At 42.0% G+C, this 19,741-nt stretch carries 18 protein-coding genes; 9 read left to right on the forward strand and 9 right to left on the reverse strand.

Annotated elements, in window-relative coordinates; genetic code table 11:
- Positions 1-86 precede the first annotated feature (86 nt).
- A complete protein-coding gene (locus MHI08_RS01445) occupies positions 87-1,220 on the forward strand; it encodes a zinc-dependent alcohol dehydrogenase (protein ID WP_024424382.1) in 1,134 nt (377 codons plus the stop codon).
- 21 nt (positions 1,221-1,241) lie between these two features.
- On the opposite strand, the gene MHI08_RS01450 is transcribed toward MHI08_RS01445, so the two are convergent.
- Complete coding sequence (locus tag MHI08_RS01450) at positions 1,242-1,679, reverse strand: MarR family transcriptional regulator (protein WP_012008812.1); 438 nt, start codon at positions 1,677-1,679, stop codon at positions 1,242-1,244.
- Positions 1,680-1,940: 261 nt separating this feature from the next.
- Here MHI08_RS01450 and MHI08_RS01455 point away from each other — a divergent pair, with 261 nt between their 5' ends.
- From MHI08_RS01455 to MHI08_RS01470, 4 genes are all read left to right on the forward strand, one after another.
- Positions 1,941-3,449: an AMP-binding protein gene (locus MHI08_RS01455; protein ID WP_163114428.1), complete on the forward strand. Its 1,509-nt coding sequence runs from the start codon at positions 1,941-1,943 to the stop codon at positions 3,447-3,449.
- 66 nt (positions 3,450-3,515) lie between these two features.
- Positions 3,516-4,898: an amino acid permease gene (locus MHI08_RS01460; RefSeq protein WP_024424380.1), complete on the forward strand. Its 1,383-nt coding sequence runs from the start codon at positions 3,516-3,518 to the stop codon at positions 4,896-4,898.
- A 100-nt stretch (positions 4,899-4,998) separates the two neighbouring features.
- On the forward strand, positions 4,999-5,364 hold the full coding sequence (locus tag MHI08_RS01465) for a VOC family protein (RefSeq protein ID WP_024424379.1): 366 nt from the start codon (positions 4,999-5,001) through the stop codon (positions 5,362-5,364).
- A gap of 309 nt (positions 5,365-5,673) precedes the next feature.
- Positions 5,674-6,534, forward strand: coding sequence for an alpha/beta hydrolase (locus tag MHI08_RS01470; RefSeq protein ID WP_342499917.1), 861 nt, complete (start codon positions 5,674-5,676; stop codon positions 6,532-6,534).
- Positions 6,535-6,573: 39 nt separating this feature from the next.
- Here MHI08_RS01470 and MHI08_RS01475 read toward each other — a convergent pair whose 3' ends face one another.
- Together MHI08_RS01475 and MHI08_RS01480 are read right to left on the reverse strand one after the other, a co-directional pair.
- Positions 6,574-8,001 carry an alanine/glycine:cation symporter family protein gene (locus MHI08_RS01475; protein ID WP_024427211.1) on the reverse strand — a complete coding sequence of 476 codons (1,428 nt, stop codon included), beginning with the start codon at positions 7,999-8,001 and terminating at the stop codon, positions 6,574-6,576.
- Between the two features lie 33 nt (positions 8,002-8,034).
- Entirely contained in the window at positions 8,035-9,015 is a 981-nt protein-coding gene (locus MHI08_RS01480) for a glutaminase (RefSeq protein WP_163114426.1), read from the reverse strand.
- Between the two features lie 517 nt (positions 9,016-9,532).
- Between MHI08_RS01480 and MHI08_RS01485 the strand changes: the two genes are divergently transcribed.
- From MHI08_RS01485 to MHI08_RS01495, 3 genes are all read left to right on the forward strand, one after another.
- Complete coding sequence (locus tag MHI08_RS01485) at positions 9,533-10,819, forward strand: sensor histidine kinase (protein ID WP_342499918.1); 1,287 nt, start codon at positions 9,533-9,535, stop codon at positions 10,817-10,819.
- A gap of 4 nt (positions 10,820-10,823) precedes the next feature.
- Positions 10,824-11,762 carry a response regulator gene (locus tag MHI08_RS01490; protein WP_342499919.1) on the forward strand — a complete coding sequence of 313 codons (939 nt, stop codon included), beginning with the start codon at positions 10,824-10,826 and terminating at the stop codon, positions 11,760-11,762.
- A 191-nt stretch (positions 11,763-11,953) separates the two neighbouring features.
- Entirely contained in the window at positions 11,954-13,039 is a 1,086-nt protein-coding gene (locus MHI08_RS01495) for an SEC-C metal-binding domain-containing protein (RefSeq protein ID WP_025092766.1), read from the forward strand.
- A 47-nt stretch (positions 13,040-13,086) separates the two neighbouring features.
- Here the strand turns inward: MHI08_RS01495 and MHI08_RS01500 are convergent, their stop codons facing one another.
- The 4 genes from MHI08_RS01500 to MHI08_RS01515 all read right to left on the reverse strand — a co-directional run bounded on the left by MHI08_RS01500 (position 13,087) and on the right by MHI08_RS01515 (position 16,791).
- Entirely contained in the window at positions 13,087-14,127 is a 1,041-nt protein-coding gene (locus MHI08_RS01500; RefSeq protein WP_024427216.1) for a DUF4352 domain-containing protein, read from the reverse strand.
- A 313-nt stretch (positions 14,128-14,440) separates the two neighbouring features.
- The gene (locus MHI08_RS01505; RefSeq protein ID WP_024427217.1) at positions 14,441-15,097 is read right to left on the reverse strand and encodes a response regulator transcription factor; all 657 of its coding nucleotides are present in this window, start codon (positions 15,095-15,097) and stop codon (positions 14,441-14,443) included.
- Complete coding sequence (locus tag MHI08_RS01510) at positions 15,094-16,308, reverse strand: sensor histidine kinase (RefSeq protein WP_024427218.1); 1,215 nt, start codon at positions 16,306-16,308, stop codon at positions 15,094-15,096. Before MHI08_RS01510 ends, MHI08_RS01505 begins: the two co-directional genes overlap by 4 nt.
- Positions 16,309-16,326: 18 nt before the next feature.
- Entirely contained in the window at positions 16,327-16,791 is a 465-nt protein-coding gene (locus MHI08_RS01515) for a DUF1453 domain-containing protein (RefSeq protein WP_224427073.1), read from the reverse strand.
- A gap of 159 nt (positions 16,792-16,950) precedes the next feature.
- On the opposite strand from MHI08_RS01515, the gene MHI08_RS01520 reads away from it, so the two are divergent.
- Positions 16,951-17,880, forward strand: coding sequence for an aldo/keto reductase (locus MHI08_RS01520; protein WP_076840805.1), 930 nt, complete (start codon positions 16,951-16,953; stop codon positions 17,878-17,880).
- Positions 17,881-17,913: 33 nt separating this feature from the next.
- On the opposite strand, the gene MHI08_RS01525 is transcribed toward MHI08_RS01520, so the two are convergent.
- Both MHI08_RS01525 and MHI08_RS01530 read right to left on the reverse strand, forming a co-directional pair.
- Positions 17,914-18,879, reverse strand: a complete 966-nt coding sequence (locus MHI08_RS01525) for a GHKL domain-containing protein (protein WP_326350021.1) — start codon at positions 18,877-18,879, stop codon at positions 17,914-17,916.
- Between the two features lie 11 nt (positions 18,880-18,890).
- Positions 18,891-19,592, reverse strand: a complete 702-nt coding sequence (locus MHI08_RS01530; protein ID WP_025092773.1) for a LytTR family DNA-binding domain-containing protein — start codon at positions 19,590-19,592, stop codon at positions 18,891-18,893.
- Positions 19,593-19,741: the final 149 nt, after the last annotated feature.

A 19,741-nucleotide genomic window follows, 5' to 3' on the forward strand; every position in this document is an offset into this window, starting at 1 on the left:
CCACATAAATTTCTCATTTGATGAATGAACCATTCATTCAAGGTGAAGCTATGTAAAGATGACTTGAGCTAAAGGAGGAAATCCATGTGAGAGCTGTTACTTATCAAGGGAAAAATAGCATTGCAGTGAAGAAAGTAGATGCACCGTCGATTCAAGATCGGGAAGATGTGATCATACGTATTACATCAACAGCAATTTGTGGATCAGATTTACATTTGTATCAGGGGAATTTCCCGCTTCCAATCGGCTATGTGATTGGGCATGAACCAATGGGGATTGTGGAGGAAGTTGGCCCAGATGTCACAGCCGTAAAAAAGGGAGACCGTGTCGTCATTCCATTTACAGTTGCATGTGGTAAATGCCAATATTGCGATCATCACTTAGAAAGCCAATGTGACAACTCAAACCCGCACTACGATTCGGGTGGACTTTTTGGCTATAGTGAGAAATATGGGAATTACCCCGGAGGACAGGCAGAGTATTTACGCGTACCTTTTGGCAACTATACACCGTTTAAGATCCCAGAAGATTGTGAGCTGGAGGATGAACAATTGCTGTTCTTATCAGATGTCCTGCCAACCGCCTATTGGAGTGTAGAGCACGCAGGTGTGAAAAAAGGCGATACGGTCATCGTGCTAGGCTGCGGACCTGTTGGGTTAATGGCACAGCAATTTGCTTGGCAAAAAGGAGCAGAACGTGTGATTGCCGTCGATTACATTGATTACCGCCTGCGGCATGCAAAACGAATGAGCGGCGTTGAGGTCTTTGACTTTACAGAAGATCCCGACATGGGAGAAACGTTAAAGGAGCTCACCAAGGGCGGGGCTGATGTTGTGATTGATTGTGTGGGAATGGATGGGAAGAAGTCGCCGCTTGAAAAAATTGAGCAAAAGCTCAAACTCCAAGGCGGAACGATTGGACCCATTCAAATTGCCACAAAAGCCGTTCGCAAATGTGGAACAGTGCAGATGACGGGTGTGTACGGCGGCCTATACAACATGTTTCCATTAGGCGCTTTTTTCGCAAGAAACGTCACCCTGAAAATGGGCCAAGCCCCGGCGAGAGGATACATGTCAAAGCTCTATCAAAAAGTGACAAGCGGTGAAATTGATCCTAGAGCCATTATCACTCACAAATTACCATTAGATGAAGCTGCACATGCGTACCACATCTTCAATGACAAACAGGATGATTGTATAAAGGTCGTTTTAAAGCCATAAAAAGAAGGCTTAGGAGTATTCCTAAGCCTTTAATGTGTGCTCGTCCATCATTTTTTCGATTAATTCAAAAAATGTTTTTTTATCTTCCTCTGAAAGGTGGTTGAACAATTGATTCACAAGCAGCTGGCGATTGTCGATCATTTGTTTAGCAATTTGTTCACCCGATTCAGAGAGTTCAATCCACACAGTACGGCGGTCATTATTATTTCGAGAGCGGATGATCAGCCCTTCGTCTTCTAAGTGATTGAGAGCGGTCGTTGTTGCAGAGGGAGATAATGAAACTTCCTGCAGAATATTTTTCACAGTACATGATTGATGGCGGTAGATGATACGTAAAATAAACCCTTTAACATTCGTGACGTTTTTCGGAATATTTTCTTCATCTATTTGTTTCGTCGCCTTTAAATACTTTGTCAGTGCATGGTCTAACAAACTTGCCTCTAGCTCGAAATGTTGCATTCTCCATACCTCTTTTCCTATTGCATTCGCATTTCCGATCAATTACTAGGTCTATCTTATCATAATAATCAACATGATTTAAACCAAAATGGAAGACGGCTATAAAATTACCTATATTATCAATTAATATAAAGAACAATTCCAAAATGAAATGATTTTACTTTCAGCTGTTTTTATTTTAGAATGTGAATGAGATAAAATCTGCCAACCCAATTCGCTGGAAATTGGCTATTGGAAATCAAACGTTTGGAGATGAAGATATTGAATACTTTACAGGCATTACTAAACGACAGAATGGAGCGCTCTTCACAAATTGAGGCGGTAACTGGCGGAGGGGTGTCTTATACATTTGAAGAATATGCAAAACGCATCGACCAGCTTGCACATTACTTACATCAAAAAGGAATTCGAAAAGGTGACCGCGTTTGCTTTATTTGTCAAAACCATCATCACTTTTCAACGATTATGCTGGCAGCCATTAAAGCAGGTGCAGTCGCAGTTCCGCTTAGCTGGCAGCTTACTTCTTTTGAGCTGGAAGGTATTTTGAAAAAAGCAGAGCCAAAGGCTTTATTTTTTGACCGAGAATTCCGTGATGTGATTGCTGCGGTGAATGTGTCTTTAGACAACTGCCTCATGGTGGAATCTGGTGTAAATGCGAAAACAACGCAGCTGTTTGAAGACATATTGGCTTCAAATGATGGCAGTGATCTTGCGGAAGAGGTATCAGAAGAGGATCTAGCGATGATCTTATTTACCTCTGGGACAACGGGGAATCCAAAAGGCTGTATGGTCGGACATGGACGAATCTATCAATTTTTAACAAGACGCGGGAATCGAGGATTTGACTTGAAAGGGAAACGGTACTTGGCGAGTCACCCTCTCTATCATATGAGTTCAATTAATCATCTGATCGCCGCTGCGATTGAAGGGTATACGCTTGTTTTCTTACATGATGCAACACCGAAGCGCATTTTAGAAACAATTGAAAAAGAAAGAATTACGTTCATGATGGCTTTCCCATCAGCTTATACGTACATGCTGGAAGAAATGAAACGCGGTTCGTATGATCTTTCATCCTTTGAAATTGCGATTTCTGGCGGTACGAAGGTGCCGGTCCGTTTGATTAAGGACTACAAAGAAGCAGGCATTCAGATGATGCATGGCTACGGAAGCACGGAAGCATGGGTTGTCAGTGCTTGGCATCCTGCGATGGGCGAGGATAAAATGGGCTCTGCTGGTAAAGTGGATCCAGATGTAGAAGTGAAAATCGTTCATCCTGAGACTGAGGAAACACTGCCAGCTGGAGAAATTGGCGAAGTCGTCATGAGAAGCCCATTTTATTTCTTAGGCTATTATCACCAGCCTGACGCTACTGCGAAGGTGCTCAAAGACGGCTGGTTCCATATGGGAGATGCAGGCTATCTAGACGAAGACGGTTTTCTATTTATCACAGGCAGATACAAAGATGTGATTTTATACGGTGGAGATAATATCTATCCAGATCAAGTAGAAGAAGTCATTGAACAAATTCCAGGTGTAATTGAATCAGCTGTCATCGGGGTGCCGGACGAATTATATGGTGAAGTGCCAAGTGCGTATATCGTAAAAGACGAATCCGCCGATTTCTGCGAAGAAGATGTGGTGAACTATTGTCATGAACGTTTGGCAGATTACAAAGTGCCATCCATTCATTTCATCAGTGATCTGCCAAAAAACAAGCTTGGTAAAATTATGAAGAAAGATTTACGTGAATTGGTTGTGAATGCTTAGTACCTATTCTGCTATAATGAAATTTGAATGATTTTTTGTTTTTCTAACGTTTTGGAGGGAAAGGGTTTGCGACATATTCTTCGTAAGAAACACGTTCACGATTTGTTGGAACAGAGCAGACAGCAAAAGGTAAAGAAAACGCTGGGCGGGCTCGATCTCACGCTTCTTGGTATAGGGGCAGTGATTGGCACAGGGGTTATGGTGTTAACTGGTATTACAGCGGCTAAGGATGCAGGACCCGCTGTTATTTTCTCCTTTGCGATTGCAGCCATTGTGTGCAGCTTGGCAGCACTTTGTTATGCAGAAATGGCTTCAGCGCTTCCTGTATTCGGCAGTGCGTACATTTATTCATATACGACCATGGGCGAGCTTGTAGGTCATTTGATGGGCTGGACCTTATTGTCTGTTTATATGCTGACTGCTTCAGCTGTTGCCAGTGGCTGGTCGAGTTATTTCAACAGCTTGCTTGAGGGATTTGGAATTTCTATTCCGCATCAATTCTTAGCGGGGCCGGAGCAAGGCGGATATATGAATCTGCCGGCGATTATCATTGCTCTACTGATTGCGTGGATCTTATCTAGAGGAACGAAGGAAAGTAAAAAATTTAATAATATCATGGTGTTTGTGAAACTCGGTATTATTGTTCTTTTCATTGTAGTAGGCGGCTTTTATGTACAGCCATCCAATTGGCAGCCGTTTATGCCGTTTGGCGCAGAAGGTGTCATTGCCGGTGCTGCGGCTGTATTTTTTGCCTTTTTAGGGTTTGATGCAATTTCTGCTTCAGCAGAAGAGGTGAAAAATCCGCAGCGGAACCTGCCAATTGGGATCATAGGTTCATTACTTATTTGTACGATCATTTACATTGTCGTTTGTTTGGTCATGACAGGCATGGTGCACTATACACAGCTGAATGTCACAGAGGCTATGTCATATGTCCTGCAAAGTGTACATCAAAATAGCGTGGCTGGTATTATTTCTGTTGGTGCAGTCATTGGATTGATGGCTGTGATTTTCGCCAATAATTATGCAGCAACTCGAATTGCCTATGCGATGGGCCGAGACGGACTTTTGCCTAAAGTGTTTTCAAAAACAAACAAAAGCGATACGCCTGTTGCTAGCATATGGATGATTGGCGGAATGACAGCTGTTATTTCAGGCTTTATTGATTTGAAGGATCTGTCCAACTTAGCGAATATCGGTGCGTTATTAACGTTTGCCATGGTCAGTTTATCTGTGCTTATTTTGAGAAAGACACATCAGCAGCTTGAGAGGGGCTTCAGGGTTCCTTTTGTGCCGGTATTGCCGATTATTTCAATGGGCTGCTGCTTGTTCCTTATGCTCAACTTACCAGGCCGGACATGGCTTTACTTTGGGGTTTGGCTGTTAATCGGTGTTGTCATGTACGCAGCGTATTCAAACAAACATAGTGAATTAGCGAAATCTTCATGAGAAAAAGGTGCAAATCCGTTGACGATTTGTGCCTTTTTTCATACGATTTGGGATAAGCTATAAAAGAGATGATGAACGGAACAAGAGGAGGATGAGGGATATGATTAGTGTTAGTCCTTATATTGTTGTAGAAGATGTGAAAGAATCTCTTCAATATTATCAAGGGATTTTTGGTGGGGATATTCATATCTTAAATGAACATCAAGACCGTGTCCTGCATGCTGAATTGCACCTTGGGGAATCACTGCTTCATTTTTCAGATACATTTGGACGCACGCCAAAGCCAGAGAATCTCAGATTGATCATGCAGTTTGACAATGAAGAAGAACTAAAGGCTGTCTATGAAGCGCTGGAAGCTGATGGAGATGTACTGGTCGAATTACAGGATACCTTCTTTGGCGCACTTCACGGACAAGTACAGGACCGGAAAAATGGGTTGATCTGGGTTCTGAATTATATGAAATAGACGAAGACCTTCACGAGTGTGAAGTTTCAGCGTGTAGACAAACCTTCGCATTCGGTGTCAGGTCTGCGCTCCGGTGCTCACGAATGTCAAATTCGCTCCGCTCCGCTGCTCGTCCTTCCTAGACTTCAAAGGTTTTCTATCACGCTGAAAGGAAGACAAAGGGGTAAAATCAAGATCATTTTAGCCCTTTGTCAACAATCTGTACCTTCACGAGTGTGAAGGTTTTTTTTTGAGTGTTTTTATTTTCTGAAAAATGGAAAATATGCTATGTTGGAAGAATAAAAGGACAAGGAGAAGGGTGGCAAAGGAATGGAACAAATTGAGTTTCAATCAATCCAAACAAATGGTGTAACACTTCATACAGCAATGGCTGGACCAGAAAATGGCCCGCTGCTTGTGCTGCTCCACGGGTTTCCTGAGTTTTGGTACGGCTGGAAAAATCAAATCATCCCCTTGGCTGAGGCAGGCTATCGTGTTGTTGTTCCTGATCAAAGAGGCTACCATCTAAGTGACAAGCCAGAAGGAGTCGAATCCTACGTATTAGATAAACTGAGAGATGATATTGTGGGTTTGATCAAGACGCTGAGCCCGAACCAAAAGGCGATTGTCGGCGGACATGACTGGGGCGGAGCTGTTGCTTGGCATTTGGCTTCAACCCGTTCTCAATATGTCGAGAAATTAATCATTGTCAATATGCCGCATCCGCGGGTGATGATGAAGGTTCTTCCTTTTTATCCGCCGCAGTGGAAGAAAAGCTCCTATATCGCTTTTTTTCAGCTTCCGAATGCTCCAGAGGCAGCACTTCAAGAAAATCATTTTCAAAAGCTGGATGAAGCCATTGGGCTGACGGCAAGACCGCATTTGTTCACGAAGGAAGATGTCTCAAGCTACAAGTTCGCTTGGACGCAGCCAGGCGCCTTGACCTCAATGCTGAATTGGTATCGAGCCATCAAAAAAGGCGGCTTTGAAAAGCCAATTTCCAAACGAATTCTCGTTCCTGTTCGCATGATCTGGGGGATGGAGGACAAATTTTTAAGCAGAAAGCTGGCGAAGGAAACGATAAAGATCTGTCCAAATGGCCAGCTGATCTTTGTCGATGATGCCTCTCATTGGATCAATCATGAGAAACCAGAGGTTGTCAACAAACTCATACTTGAATTTTTGACATAAAGAAAAAAGCTCTGATCAGTTGACCAGAGCTTTTTTGATTTATCCGATTTGATTCTTTTTCAATGCAGCAGGTTCGTCGTCCCAGCATTCAATTTTCTCATTGTTTGGAACGGCATTTTTATAGAAAACAGGATCTTTGCCTTCTTTTTTCTGTCTTGTGTAGTCCTTCAGTGCTGCGAAGGCGACCTTAGACAGCATGGTAATGGCGATGAGGTTGACGATGACCATGAGTCCCATGAAGAGATCGGCTAGACCCCAAACGAGAGGAACAGTGGCAACCGCACCGAACAGAACCATTCCAATAACGGCAATTCGATAGATGTTAAGCCAAATTTTGTTCGCTCCAAGGAATTCAATGTTCGTTTCCCCATAGTAATAGTTACCGATCAATGTACTAAACGCGAATAGGAAAATCATGATGGCAAGGAAGCCAGAGGCCCATGGTCCAATATGCTGACTAAGAGAAGCCTGTGTTAATTCAATCCCTTGCAGGTTTGTTGTTTTATACGCATCAGAAAACAGAACAAGGAAGGCTGTGCTTGTACAAATAATTAACGTATCTGTTAACACGCCGAATGCTTGGATTAATCCTTGTTTAACAGGGTGGCTTGTGACAGCCGTTGCTGCTGCGTTAGGTGCACTACCCATACCGGCTTCATTTGAGAAGAGACCGCGTTTAATCCCTTGTAATAAGGCACCGCCTAGCGTACCGCCAGCAAACTGTTCAAACCCGAAGGCGTGTTTCACAATCGTGCTGATGACACCAGGAAGTTCCGTGATATTTGTGACAATAACAAAGAACGCAATTCCGATGTAAGCAACCGCAAGCACAACGACAATGTATTCAGAAGCCTTTGCGATCGCTTGGATTCCTTTGAAAATGATCGCTGCAAAAATGACAGCCATCACAATACCGACGGTTAAACGGTCTAAACCGAAGGAGTTTTTAAAAGCGACAGTGATCGTATTTGATTGAACCGCATTAAAGACGATTCCAAAAGAAATCGTAATCAGGATCGCAAATAAAATCCCCATCCAGCGCTTGTTTAACCCTTTTTCCATGTAATAAGCAGGTCCACCGCGGAAACCTGTTTTGTCTTTTACTTTATATACTTGAGCTAGTGTACTTTCAACGAAACTTGAAGCAGATCCGATAATGGCTACGATCCACATCCAAAAGATGGCACCAGGGCCGCCAATGGCAATAGCGATAGCAATCCCTGTGATATTCCCTGTCCCTACACGTGCTGCCATACTGATGGCAAATGCTTGGAACGGTGATATTCCCTCTTTTTCTTTTCTTCCTTCCTTCAGGACACGCAGCATTTCTTTGATCATTCTCACTTGCAGGAAGCGTGTTCTATATGTGAAGTACACCCCAACACCAAGTAACAGAGCAATCACAATATAAGTCCAAATAAAATCATTTGTATGTGTTAAATAAGATAGCAAAGCTTTTTCGTTCATAACATCACCTCTTCGAATTCATCACTGTTCTTTTTAAAAAATACTGAGATCCCACTCTTTGGCGAGCTTTTTCAGCATCATGACACCGGTAATACTATTTCCGCAATCGTCAATGGCAGGACCGTAAATGCCAATTCCACAGCCTGTCTGAAACGGGAACTCTCTTCTTGCGCTTGGCGGAACGCAAGCCATAATTCCTCCAGACACACCACTTTTGGCTGGAACGCCTACAAAAGCAGCAAAATTCCCAGACGCATTATACATGCCGCATGTCAGCATCAATGCTTTTGTTAGTCTGGCGATATCCTTTGGGATGACTTGGACTTGTTTAAAGGGATGGTAGCCATCACTTGATATAATCAGTCCAATCAAGGCGATGTCCTCTGTTGTGACCTCGATGGAACATTGCTTTAAATACACTTCTAACGTGTCCTCGACATCCGATTCTAAATAATTGGTTTCCTTTAAATAATAAGCAAGTGCCCGATTTCGATGTGCAGTTGCCCATTCTGATTGATAAACCTCTTCATTAACAGAAGGACGCTTACCTATTAAGTTTTCGATTAAATCGAAAATATATGCTAGCTTTTCTGTAGAAGTCTTTCCGGGAAGGATGGAGGATACGGTAATAGCTCCAGCATTAATCATTGGATTAAAGGGCTTCCCTGGTTTATGCATCTCAAGACGGTAGATGGAATTAAATGCATCACCAGTTGGCTCTACATCTACCCGACCCAAGACGTAAGGTACGCCTCTTCCTAAACAGGCAGCTATAAAGCTGATGACTTTTGAGATACTTTGCAGGGTAAAGGGAACGTCCCAATCACCATATCGTACAGATGATCCATCTGGGCCTATCACGCTGATACCAAGTTGAGAGGAATTCACTTTTCCAAGTGCTGGAATGTAGCCAGCATTCTGCCCGTTTGTGTAATACGGACGTATTTCTTCTGCCCATTGATCAACAGAAGACTGGCATGCGTGTTGTGTATTTTTAGAAATTGCTGTTTTCATACGATTCCTCCAATCAAAAATCAAAAAGTACCCTATTGAATTGGCGGATGACAAAAAATGCGATCAAATAGGCACGAAAACATGTTACACATCTTCAAAGAACTTGTCATGCGCTGCTTGCACCACTCCTTTACACCTAAATATATGTACAAATGAAGGCATTGTCGGCGGAAAAACAAAAAGGGTTTTTAGTGAAAATTCAGAAAACGCTTACATATAGTTTCACTAAAATTGTTCATTCAATTTATCTTGGAAACTACACAATCTGACGTAAATCTACAGAAAAACTTACAAATAAAAATCAGTCTGTCGATAATTGTCTAAACAATTCCTATTATTGTCGTCAATGATCAAAACAGTGAATAGCTGAAAGGTCACCTTGCTGTCCCGGAAAATAGTCATAAAAAAGGATTTTGAGGATAAAAGGAGCAGTGAAAATTATTTTTTTGTACATTGTGGAGAAAAGAGTCTCCTTGTATACTGTGGCTATGCAAACAGGGGAAGGGATGTCAGTCATTTGAGTTTAAATCAGCTTGTCAAAAAGGACGCATTCATTTTAATTTTTATGATGGTCATTGTGCCGCTTGCAGGAGAGCTGAAGTTTTATCCTGTGAATGAGACGTTTCGCATCAGCTTTGGCGCACCTGCGTTTTTCTTTTGCTTATTACTCTTAAGAAAATCTAGACCGCTATTGCCGGGATTTTTAACAGGCGCAGCCATTGTGATTTTTCGGGTAGGTCTAGATTTGATTCAGCAGAATGCTGATCTGGCTTCATCATTTTATCAGCAATTCCCAAGCTTCTTTTTCTATTTCACTTATGCTTTCCTGTTTTTTGCCGTCCGTACGGGACGCTTTAAACAGCGCTCTATTTTCATTGGGATCATCGGCCTGATGATCGAATTAGTTGCTGATTTTGTCGAGCTGTTTGTACAATTTCTAGTGTTTGATACAACGATGACCTTATCAAAGCTGAGCGATATGTTCCTCATTGCGTTTGCTCACAGCTTTGTGGTGATCAGTTTCTTTAATATGATGAAGCTGTATGAGGCTCAATCAAGAGAAAAGCAGATCATGAAACAAAATGAGCATATGATGATGGTCATTTCGAATTTATATGAAGAAACGGTGCATTTAAAGAAAACGTTAAAACATACAGAGCATATTACACAGGAATCATACCGGCTTTACCGTTTGCTGCATGAACACGAAGCAGGGAAAAAAGTGAGTCAGGAGCTGTTAAAGCTCGCAGGAGAAATTCATGAAGTGAAAAAGGACAATCAGCGTATTTATGCTGGGCTTTCAAAGCTGATTTCGAAGGAAAATATGCAAGACTATATGAAGGCGGAGGAGCTTGTTCAAATTGTGATCCGCATTCAAGAGAAGTATGCTTTATCTCTTGGGAAAAACATCTCCTTTACATCTGATATAAGGGGCATTCATCTGCATGATTATCATGTGTTTATTTTCTTATCGCTGATTAATAATTTAATGGCCAATGCAGTCGAAGCAATAAAAGATACCGGGATGATCTCACTCGAATTGAAAGGAAGTCATGATAAAATAAAGATTCGGATTGAAGATGACGGACCAGGGATTCCTAAAAAAATGAGAGAGATTGTGTTTGATCCAGGGTATACCTCCAAATTTGATGCATTTGGAACACCGTCTACAGGGATTGGCTTATCCTATGTGAGAGAGCTGGTTCAAGAGCTTGGCGGTCAGATTCAAATCGAACCAAAAGAAACAAAAGGTACAGCTTTTCTGCTTGTCCTTCCTATACAAAATTTAATACAGAGAGGGTGAGTGTATGCGATTTTTCATTGCAGATGATGATCGTGCAATACGCTCGATTTTAGGTCAAATCATAGAGGATGAGGATTTGGGAGAGGTCGTAGATGAAGCGGGTGACGGAGTTGGATTAGAGGCTCATTCCCTGAACCTCAAGAAAGTAGACATCCTTTTGATTGATCTTTTAATGCCTGCTAGAGATGGCATTCAAACCATCCGCCATATCCACCCTGAATTCAAAGGTAAGGTCATTATGATTTCCCAAGTAGAGGCGAAAGAGATGATGGCAGAAGCCTATGAACTAGGGATTGAATATTATATCCATAAGCCTGTCAATCGCATTGAAATCGTCAGTGTGATTCGAAAAGTCATGGAGCGTATCAAGCTGGAAAAATCGATTTGCGATATACAAGCCTCTCTTCGCCACGTGCTGCCATTAGAGCCTGTCATTTCTCAAGGTGCGGGCGCTGGGGCGAAGAGAAGAACGATGAAAGAGGCTGGGGAATTCCTCTTATCTGAGCTGGGAATTGTCGGTGAGAGCGGCTCTAAGGATTTACTGGAGATACTCATCTACTTACATGAAACACAGTCAGCTAATTCGCATGAGGTCAATTTCCCGCCGCTAAAGCAGCTGTTTATCAAAACAGCAGAAAGAAAACTGGATCATGGTGCAACCGATGTAGAGGTGATGCGGGAAGTGAAAGCGGCGGAGCAGCGGATTAGACGAGCTATTCATCATTCCTTGAATCATTTTGCCTCACTAGGATTAACAGATTTCTCAAATCCTAAGTTTGAGCACTACGCGTCGAAGTTTTTCGATTTTACCGATGTCAGTCAAAGAATGAAAGAAATGCAGAAGACATCTTCTCCCTCAGGATCGACAGGCAGGGTCAATACGAAGAAATTCGTTCAAATCTTTTATTTTGAGGCAAAGCAGTTATTCGAAGGAATGAGCTGAGGAAAATCTGTTGGTATGATTGGAGAAAATAAACAGAGAAAGTCTGTCTTTCCTATGATCTATCGTGATCTTCAGGTGATTTTATAATTTAACTGATCATTCAGATTTTTCTTTTTTCTTGAAAATAAAACCCTCCTGTGCAATCGTTTGTTAAAATAGTGAGGTTAGACTAGAATGTCGGAGGTTTTATTTTGGGAAAAATTAAACGAAATGCGCTCTGCCCATGCGGAAGCGGAAAAAAATATAAACATTGCTGTGGTCAAAAATCAGGCGGAGAACAAACGTCTGAGCTTGTGTTTAAGGAAGCTGTTCAAGTTCAAAAGGATTTAATGAATTATGCTTTTTCTAAGCATCAGAGAGCGATCAATCAATTCATTAATGAGTTTTCTTTCCTTGCAGATATGGATAAAGAAACGCAACAAATCTCAGTTTTCCATTTGAGTGTATGGGGCATCTTCTTCCGTCCATTAACTGATCAGAAAGAGACCATTTTCCAAGAGTTCCTGACAAAGAAAGCAGAAGATATTACCCGTCCGAAAACAAGACAAGTGGTCCAATCTTGGACAGACATGGAGCCATCTTTGCTTTTATTAAATGAAAAAACGGACGAGTCTCTTTACTTTGAGAATATGGTAACAGCGGAGAAAGTTGAAGTAGATGTAAAACCTGATCAAACGGTACTGCCTGAAAAGGGAAGTCTCGTGCTTGGTTTTCCTGTTCAATTTGAAGAAAAGGCAGAGTTTTTCATTCAATATACGATGTTTGCGAAAGAGTTTACAGATACTCTTCTTCTTCAAGTCCGCCAGCTTGTTGACGCATATGAAGCAAATGGAGGGGCGCGCAGCACATTTATGAGAGAATCATTCCCTGATGTGCTGAAGTGTATGTTTGCGAAGCAAGAAGTAGAAGAATCAGAAACACCTGCTCAAACAGAAGGCGATGCAGGTCTATCAGCAGATCGTATGGACTGGGCAAGTGACGTCCAGCTGGAAACTGCTAAGCTGATTGAAGACGGAATGAAGGAGCACGGTGATCAAAGCCTGACAGATGGTGCTTTAACGGTTTGGAAAGCCTACTGTGATCAGAAATCACCTGTGATCCGTAAAGCAGCGTCATTTGCTGCCGGAATCGAATACTACATTCATTCACTTGCAAGCGATGCCCCGCTTTCTCAAGCACAAGTAGCGAAAAAGTATGGCATTAGTGCGTCGACTGTATCGAGCCGTTTTAAAGATATCGAAAAAGCGGTGAAAGAAGAGCAAGAGGCGACAGTATAAAATCTAAAAAAGACGCGGCTCCTTCAGAGGCCAGCGTCTTTTTTAGATTATCTCGTTTTAATAAAACCACTCATGTACTGCTCTGTATTATAATCATTGAGGTCAATTTTCCATTGACCATCCCCATTACGTTTCATTTTCACTTCATATTCAGCTGGGCTGGAAACGGGAGGAAGTTTTTCGAATTCAGATGCGTACATGTTTAAGCTTTTTTTATACAATTCTTCTTTAGAACGGATTTTCCCGTTGTAAAACTCGTCTCTTTGCTTGTCTAGCTTGTCTTTTAAGTTAGAAGCATCAATGCCTGTTACTTGAGCGACAACCTTTGCTTCGTCATCAGAGATGGTTTTCACACTTGTTTCTACTTTCGCTTTATCCTTCATGGTGTTTTGAATGCGTTTGTACATCGACAGAATATCTCGGTCACTCACTTCATTTCCGTATATTCCTGCACTTCTTTTGAAGTCTTTTACAAACATCTCATGGTATTTATTGACGACATCCGATTGGTTGTCACCCGTTAAATCTGCGAATTCATCGTTCTTTTTATCAAAAACAATAATATCGGTATAAGCGGATAACGCTTTTGCTGGGTTATCCAGCTTTTTTGCTGAATCGAGTATTTTGTTTCCATCTAGGTCGATTTGGATGGAATCACTGTTTTTCTTGATACTGTCCTGATAGACGAACTGATATTTCTTCCCTTTGTCTACTAGGAAATAAAGAGCTCCTGAAAGTGACTTGCCTTTGTTCAATGAACCAAGGTCAAGACGGTCTTTGCTGCCGTAGAATTTTAAATCAGATACTTTGGCGTCGTCCTGATAAAGGGAGAAGTCAGAGTTATATAATGAAAGGGCTTTGTCACCTTTGTTTGTGATCGTCAGATTGACTTTTAGCACCAATTCATTGTCTCTCAAGGTAGTTGTTGAGTCTTCTGGTAACGTATATTCGTAGCTATTGACTTTTACCTCTGCTGTTTTCGTTGACTTTTGATCAGCGTCGGTTGATTTGGCTGAGCCCTGGCAGGCTGCAGAGATGATCATCACGAATGAAATCATGAGGAGTGCACTTAATTTTTTAAGATTCACAGTTGAAGCTCCTTTGCTTTTCTTTCGTCATTTCATTCCCGCTATCTGACTAAGAAAAAAGAAACAGATAGATTGGTATATTCGGGTGTTAAAGGGGAAAATATCCTAATGACGATTTGCACTATTCATTCTATCGAAATTCATTCATGATGAGGAATAGGTTTTAGTCCCTATTTTTGATAGTTTTTAACACAATCACCTATAAAATAAGGAATTAAATAAGCATAATATACTAGTTAATAAGTATTAATTTATAGATTTATTTTAGGTTTTAAATGTTTTTTGTATAAAAATCTTGAAGTGAAGGCAGTTTTTATTTCACGAGGCGGTGCCGGATGGCGAAGACGACAGCCTGTGTACGGTCTTGTGCATTGAGCTTTTGTAAAATACGGTGCACATGCGTTTTTACCGTACTTTTGCTGATAAATAATTGATCAGCAATGTCTTCATTCTTTAAGCCATAGGCCATTTGCTGTAATACATCGCGTTCACGTTCTGTGAATGATTCGTGAAGCAGATGAGTGTGATGTGTATCATTTGCCTGCTGAAGAGCTCGTGTCATCATGTGCTCAGAGGCTGCCGTTCGAAATACAGATTCACCAGCAAAGGCGGTGCGGATGGCCTCAATTAATTCCTCAGGCATTGTATCCTTCAGCAAATAACCGACTGCCCCTGCACGAATTCCGTCAAAGACGTATTCTTCCGTATCAAAGGTCGTGAGAATCACAACTTTTACATCTGGATGCTTTTTTAAAATGTGCTCTGTTGCTGTGATGCCATCCATTCCAGGCATTTGTACATCCATCAGCAGTACGTCTGGTGTGTTGATCGAGCAAAGCTCAACCGCCTCCTGACCGTCTGACGCCTCCCATATGACGTCAATATCCTCTTGAGCGCTTGCAATATAACGAAATCCTTGGCGGATCAGCGGCTGATCATCAATAATGCCAATCTTAATAGGGTTTGTCATGTCTCGGAGTCCTCCTTGATAGGAATGTGAACATGGATACAAAAGCCGTGCGGCTCGCGTATGGACGTCTTGAGGGAACCACCTGCTGCGTCACACCGTGCCTTCATGCCTGACAGTCCAAAGCCAAATGAAATATCTTTTTCGCTGGTCAAATATCCATCGTCTTCAATGTTCATCATCAGCTCATGCTGGTCGTTAGATAGTGTAATGGTCATTGCGGTGGCCTTGGCATGGCGAATTGTATTGGTGATGGCTTCTTGTAAAATGCGGTAAAGCAGTTCAGATACGGAGAGCGGCCATTTTTTATACGTAAGCTGCTCTGTATGAAAGTGAATGTCAAGCTCACCCGATATCTCTCCTTGCTTGATGAGGCTGCGAAGTCCGGCAAGTCCGAGACCTGCATCATCTGACGCCATATGATGAACCACAGAACGAACTTCGGTGAGACAATTTTTAGAAATATGGATCAGCTCCTGAAACGTCTGCGTCATCTGCTCTGGTTCTTCCTGCTTTAAACGGTAGGGCAAAGACTGCAGCTGGACAATCATCGAGGTTAATTGGTGACCGATACTGTCATGCAGGTCACGTGCAATTCTGCTTCGCTCCTCGAGCACTGCAAATTGGAGTGACTGAACGGTCGCTTCTTCAAGCTCCATATGCGCCTTTTTCAATTGTTCATGGGCTTCTGATAATTCCTTGTGAACCAATTGCAGTTCTCCGAAGTGTTCTTCCTTTAATTCCTGTTCACGCCGACGCATTCTAGAAATCAAAACAAGTGTATACACAAGCAGCTGGAATAGCGGGAGAGTGATCACCATGTTCCAAGAAAAATCGTTTATATAATAGCTGATCCCACTGGTGAAAAAGATGATAGCAAATAGATAGGGATGATGCGCCTCTGAAAAACGAAAAGCGATAAAGCCGATCATAAAAAAGGTCAGTCCAATACTGTCTTGAATCTGACCTGTCACCAGCCACAAAAGATGTGTCAAAATCCACATCAAGAGGAGCATAGAAAATTGCTTTTTAGGTGACAGCTTGCTTTTTGGAAAAAGACAAAGGAGAAACACCAAATAGACGAAGGTGCGAAACACCAATTCGCCTAATGAAAGGGGCTCATACATTTGAATATACATATAGGTCAAAACAAGGCCTAATACGAATTTCCGCCTTATTTGACCTAAAAGCTTGAGTGGCTGCTGAAGGTTCATATCAAAAACTCCTGTCTGTCAGTTGATAGCAGCAGATGCCTTGATGTTCATATATCTTTTTAAAAGAATAAAACGTAAGCCGATCATACTGCCGATTGGAAGGAATGTCAGGCCATTTGCGAAAATGATCAGGGAATGACCGCCATCCTGTACAATTGAACCTACTGTCATCCGGATAAGGATGATTCCGATGAAAAAAAGTGTTCCATAAAGTGAGCTGGCGGCGGTGATACGCCCCGACTGTTGATCATATGTTACTTTGTATAGTTTACCTCTCCATAGCCCGATTGCAAAACCTGCGAGTGCAAAGACAATCATTGCAAGCAGGCTCATCGCCGTGATTTCAATATGCTGGGTAAAGGAATAAGAGAGTGTGCCTAATAAAATGAGCGGTCCTATGAGAAGCCTGATGGGGCGGATTTCTTTTTCCTTGCCTGTTCTTAAAAGCAGAATAATCATAATGATGACAATTTGAATGGTCATGACAAGATCTCCTTTTCGTTTTAGTCTATCTTCATCATACGCATCTTCTATTTTCGCGGCGTCCACCCGCAGGTTGATTTTTAGAGAGCGGTATACTTGAATGTTGGAAATGATTCGTGGGAAAATAAGGATGATTATGTAGATAAGGGAGATGAGCTTTTGAAAAAGGTAACGCTTGGACGAACTGATTTGCAGGTAAATCCGATAGGGCTTGGTACGAATGCAGTAGGTGGGCATAATTTATTCCCGAATCTTAGTGAGGATGCTGGACGGGAGCTTGTGGAGACGGCTCTTGATCAAGGTGTCAATTTCTTAGATTCTGCTTTTATTTATGGGCTGGGCCGTTCAGAGGAATTAATCGGTGAGATCATTGCCAAAAGAGGCGGCAGAGAAAAGCTTGTCCTTGCGACAAAAGGAGCTCATAAGGAAGTAAATGGCCAAATTGAACTTGATAACAGCCGTGATTTCTTAAGAGGGCAGGTCGAAAATAGCCTGAAACGACTGCAAACTGATTATATTGACTTGTACTATATGCATTTCCCGGATGGACACACGCCGCTCGAAGAAGTAGCAGGCACATTAAAGGAATTGAAGGATGAAGGGAAAATCAGGGCAATCGGTGCATCAAACCTTAATTTTGAACAGCTTCAAGCCTTTAACCAAGATGGCTACTTAGACGTGCTTCAATCGGAGTATTCTCTGCTGAAACGTCAGGCAGAGCAGGATCTTCTTCCATACTGCGTCGAGCATGGGATCTCCTTTATTCCTTATTTCCCATTGGCATCAGGCTTGTTGACCGGGAAATTTACAAAAGATGCGACATTTGATGATATTCGAGCAAAGGACCCGCTTTTCCAAGGCGATGCATTCCTTTCAAATCTCGAAAAAGTAGACAAGCTAAAAGCCATTGCTCAATCAAAGAATGCAGAAACAGCACACGTCGCACTCGCTTGGCTCTTAGCGCAGGATGGCATTGATGCTATTATTCCAGGGGCAAAACGAGCAGACCAAGTGCTACAAAACCTAAAAACAAACGATGTTCAACTAACAGAAGAGGAAATCAATCAAATCGATAAAATCTTCTCGTAACACTAAAAAAAGGTGCAGCTATGCACCTTTTTTTTATGACATGGTGAGAGGGATTTTGATGACGAGCCGCAAATTTGGAGAACGGTAAGTGAAATCAAGTGTACCGTCTGCCTTTTGAACAAGCTGTTGAATGATATACGTCCCCATGCCTTGATGATCGCCGCCTTTTGTCGAACGGCCAAAAGTTTTGAATAAATGATCTAACACGTGTTTTTCCATACCTTTTGTGCTGTTTTCACAATGGATTAAAAATAGCCCGCTCCGAATAGAGGTCGTGACCGAAATGCTGCCCTCTTTTCCGGCTTGCTTCGCTTCAATCGCTGCATCTAGAGCATTATCAAGCAGGTTGCCAGTAAAACTAACCTGATCCGCCTTTGAAAAAGGAAGCGATGAAAAGGGTGCTTGAAGGTCTAGTGAAAGTGCAATGTCCTCTTTCTCAGCCCGCTCCAAAAAGGGGTGGAGGGTTGAGGCTAAATATGCATTTTCTCCTTTCATCCATGGGAAATGTTTGACGTATTGCTGAATCAAATCTTTGATTTCATGCTCGTCGTTCGACGCGGAAAAGGCATTTAAATGTCTGGCTGTTTCATGATGTTTACTGCGCAGCTCAAGAAGTAATTCGTTGGTTCTTGATTCCGCGTTTATGAGCTCTTGAAGCCGTCCATTTAACTGTTTCTCTGTCTGCATCACCTTTAATGAGAGGATATCGACTGTCACCATGATGATGAGCGCCAAAAGACAGCTCAGCCCATTCTGTTGCGTTAGAAACAGCAAAAGGCCTGTGCAGGTAATGAGTATAAAAGCGCCCAATATCACATCACCACTCGTAAGAGGCAAAAATCTTTTGTACATGAAAAATGTATAAACACACACCGCGCAAAAGGTAAGAAGCCACAACACAATGGATGATAGCGGCAGAAGGGCTTCAGCAGCTGCATGAAACGCAAGACCTAACCATATGAGGGCATAAATGCGAAATCCAAGATAGAAAGCGTTCACGTTCGTTCTCCTTAAAAATAGTATTTCTTAAAGAATTCTAATTGCTGCTTGGTCATCATGGCTTTTTTATCTGTACCTTCAAAAGACACGATATACGAATTTTTAGCATACGCCGAGAAATTCTTAATGTAATGAATATTAATGATAAACGATCGGTGGGAGCGGATAAAATCCTTTTCAGCCAGATCGCCCTTTAGCTCATTTAATGTCTGATAGGTCTGGATATCTCCTGTCGTTGTCACGATAGTTGTTGACCGGCCCGTTCGCTCAACAAAAATGACATCCTTTTTCTGCAGCACATGAATATCTGACTGCTGTTTAATGAGAAGCCGTCCATGAATGCTTTTCTCCTGCTTGGTGGACATATAACGCTCTAAGCATTTGGCAATTCGATCAGCTTGGTAGGGTTTCATAATATAATCATGTACATTCAAATCAAATGCATGGACTGCATATCCACTGTTTCCTGTCACAAAGACCACATCGACATTCAGTGCGTGAGAATGAATGAGGTCCGCTAATTCATAACCGGACATCCCGGGCATTTCAATGTCAGCAAACAGCAGATCAATGTCTCCTTTTTTGACCTTCTCATATGCATCCTCTGCTGACTGCGTGACAAAGACGATGTCCACAGCCTCCATCCTGCCTACAATGGCGTGCAGCTTTTCTAAATCTACTCGGTAATCGTCGACGAGACCTACTTTTATCATAAAAATCACCTATGACTATTCTTATTATTTGTCTATTTTACCATTTGTTTTTTTGAAATAGATCATTTCAAGACAGAAAAAGGACGTTTCGCGACATTTTTATATCAGGCAAGCGTTATTTTTTCTATCATAGGATTAGAAAGTTGAAA

It is taken from the genome of Bacillus sp. FSL M7-0791 (assembly GCF_038627085.1).
Taxonomy (GTDB): domain Bacteria; phylum Bacillota; class Bacilli; order Bacillales; family Bacillaceae; genus Bacillus; species Bacillus safensis.

Excerpts from the sequence above, each read along its gene's own strand:
- MHI08_RS01490 (WP_342499919.1), top strand. The coding sequence starts at position 10,824 with ATGCGATTTTTCATTGCAGATGATGATCGTGCAATACGCTCGATTTTA.
- MHI08_RS01505 (WP_024427217.1), bottom strand. The coding sequence starts at position 15,097 with ATGACAAACCCTATTAAGATTGGCATTATTGATGATCAGCCGCTGATC.
- MHI08_RS01515 (WP_224427073.1), bottom strand. The coding sequence starts at position 16,791 with ATGACCATTCAAATTGTCATCATTATGATTATTCTGCTTTTAAGAACA.
- MHI08_RS01465 (WP_024424379.1), top strand. The coding sequence starts at position 4,999 with ATGATTAGTGTTAGTCCTTATATTGTTGTAGAAGATGTGAAAGAATCT.
- MHI08_RS01450 (WP_012008812.1), bottom strand. The coding sequence starts at position 1,679 with ATGCAACATTTCGAGCTAGAGGCAAGTTTGTTAGACCATGCACTGACA.
- MHI08_RS01510 (WP_024427218.1), bottom strand. The coding sequence starts at position 16,308 with ATGAACCTTCAGCAGCCACTCAAGCTTTTAGGTCAAATAAGGCGGAAA.
- MHI08_RS01475 (WP_024427211.1), bottom strand. The coding sequence starts at position 8,001 with ATGAACGAAAAAGCTTTGCTATCTTATTTAACACATACAAATGATTTT.
- MHI08_RS01530 (WP_025092773.1), bottom strand. The coding sequence starts at position 19,592 with ATGATAAAAGTAGGTCTCGTCGACGATTACCGAGTAGATTTAGAAAAG.
- MHI08_RS01480 (WP_163114426.1), bottom strand. The coding sequence starts at position 9,015 with ATGAAAACAGCAATTTCTAAAAATACACAACACGCATGCCAGTCTTCT.
- MHI08_RS01470 (WP_342499917.1), top strand. The coding sequence starts at position 5,674 with ATGGAACAAATTGAGTTTCAATCAATCCAAACAAATGGTGTAACACTT.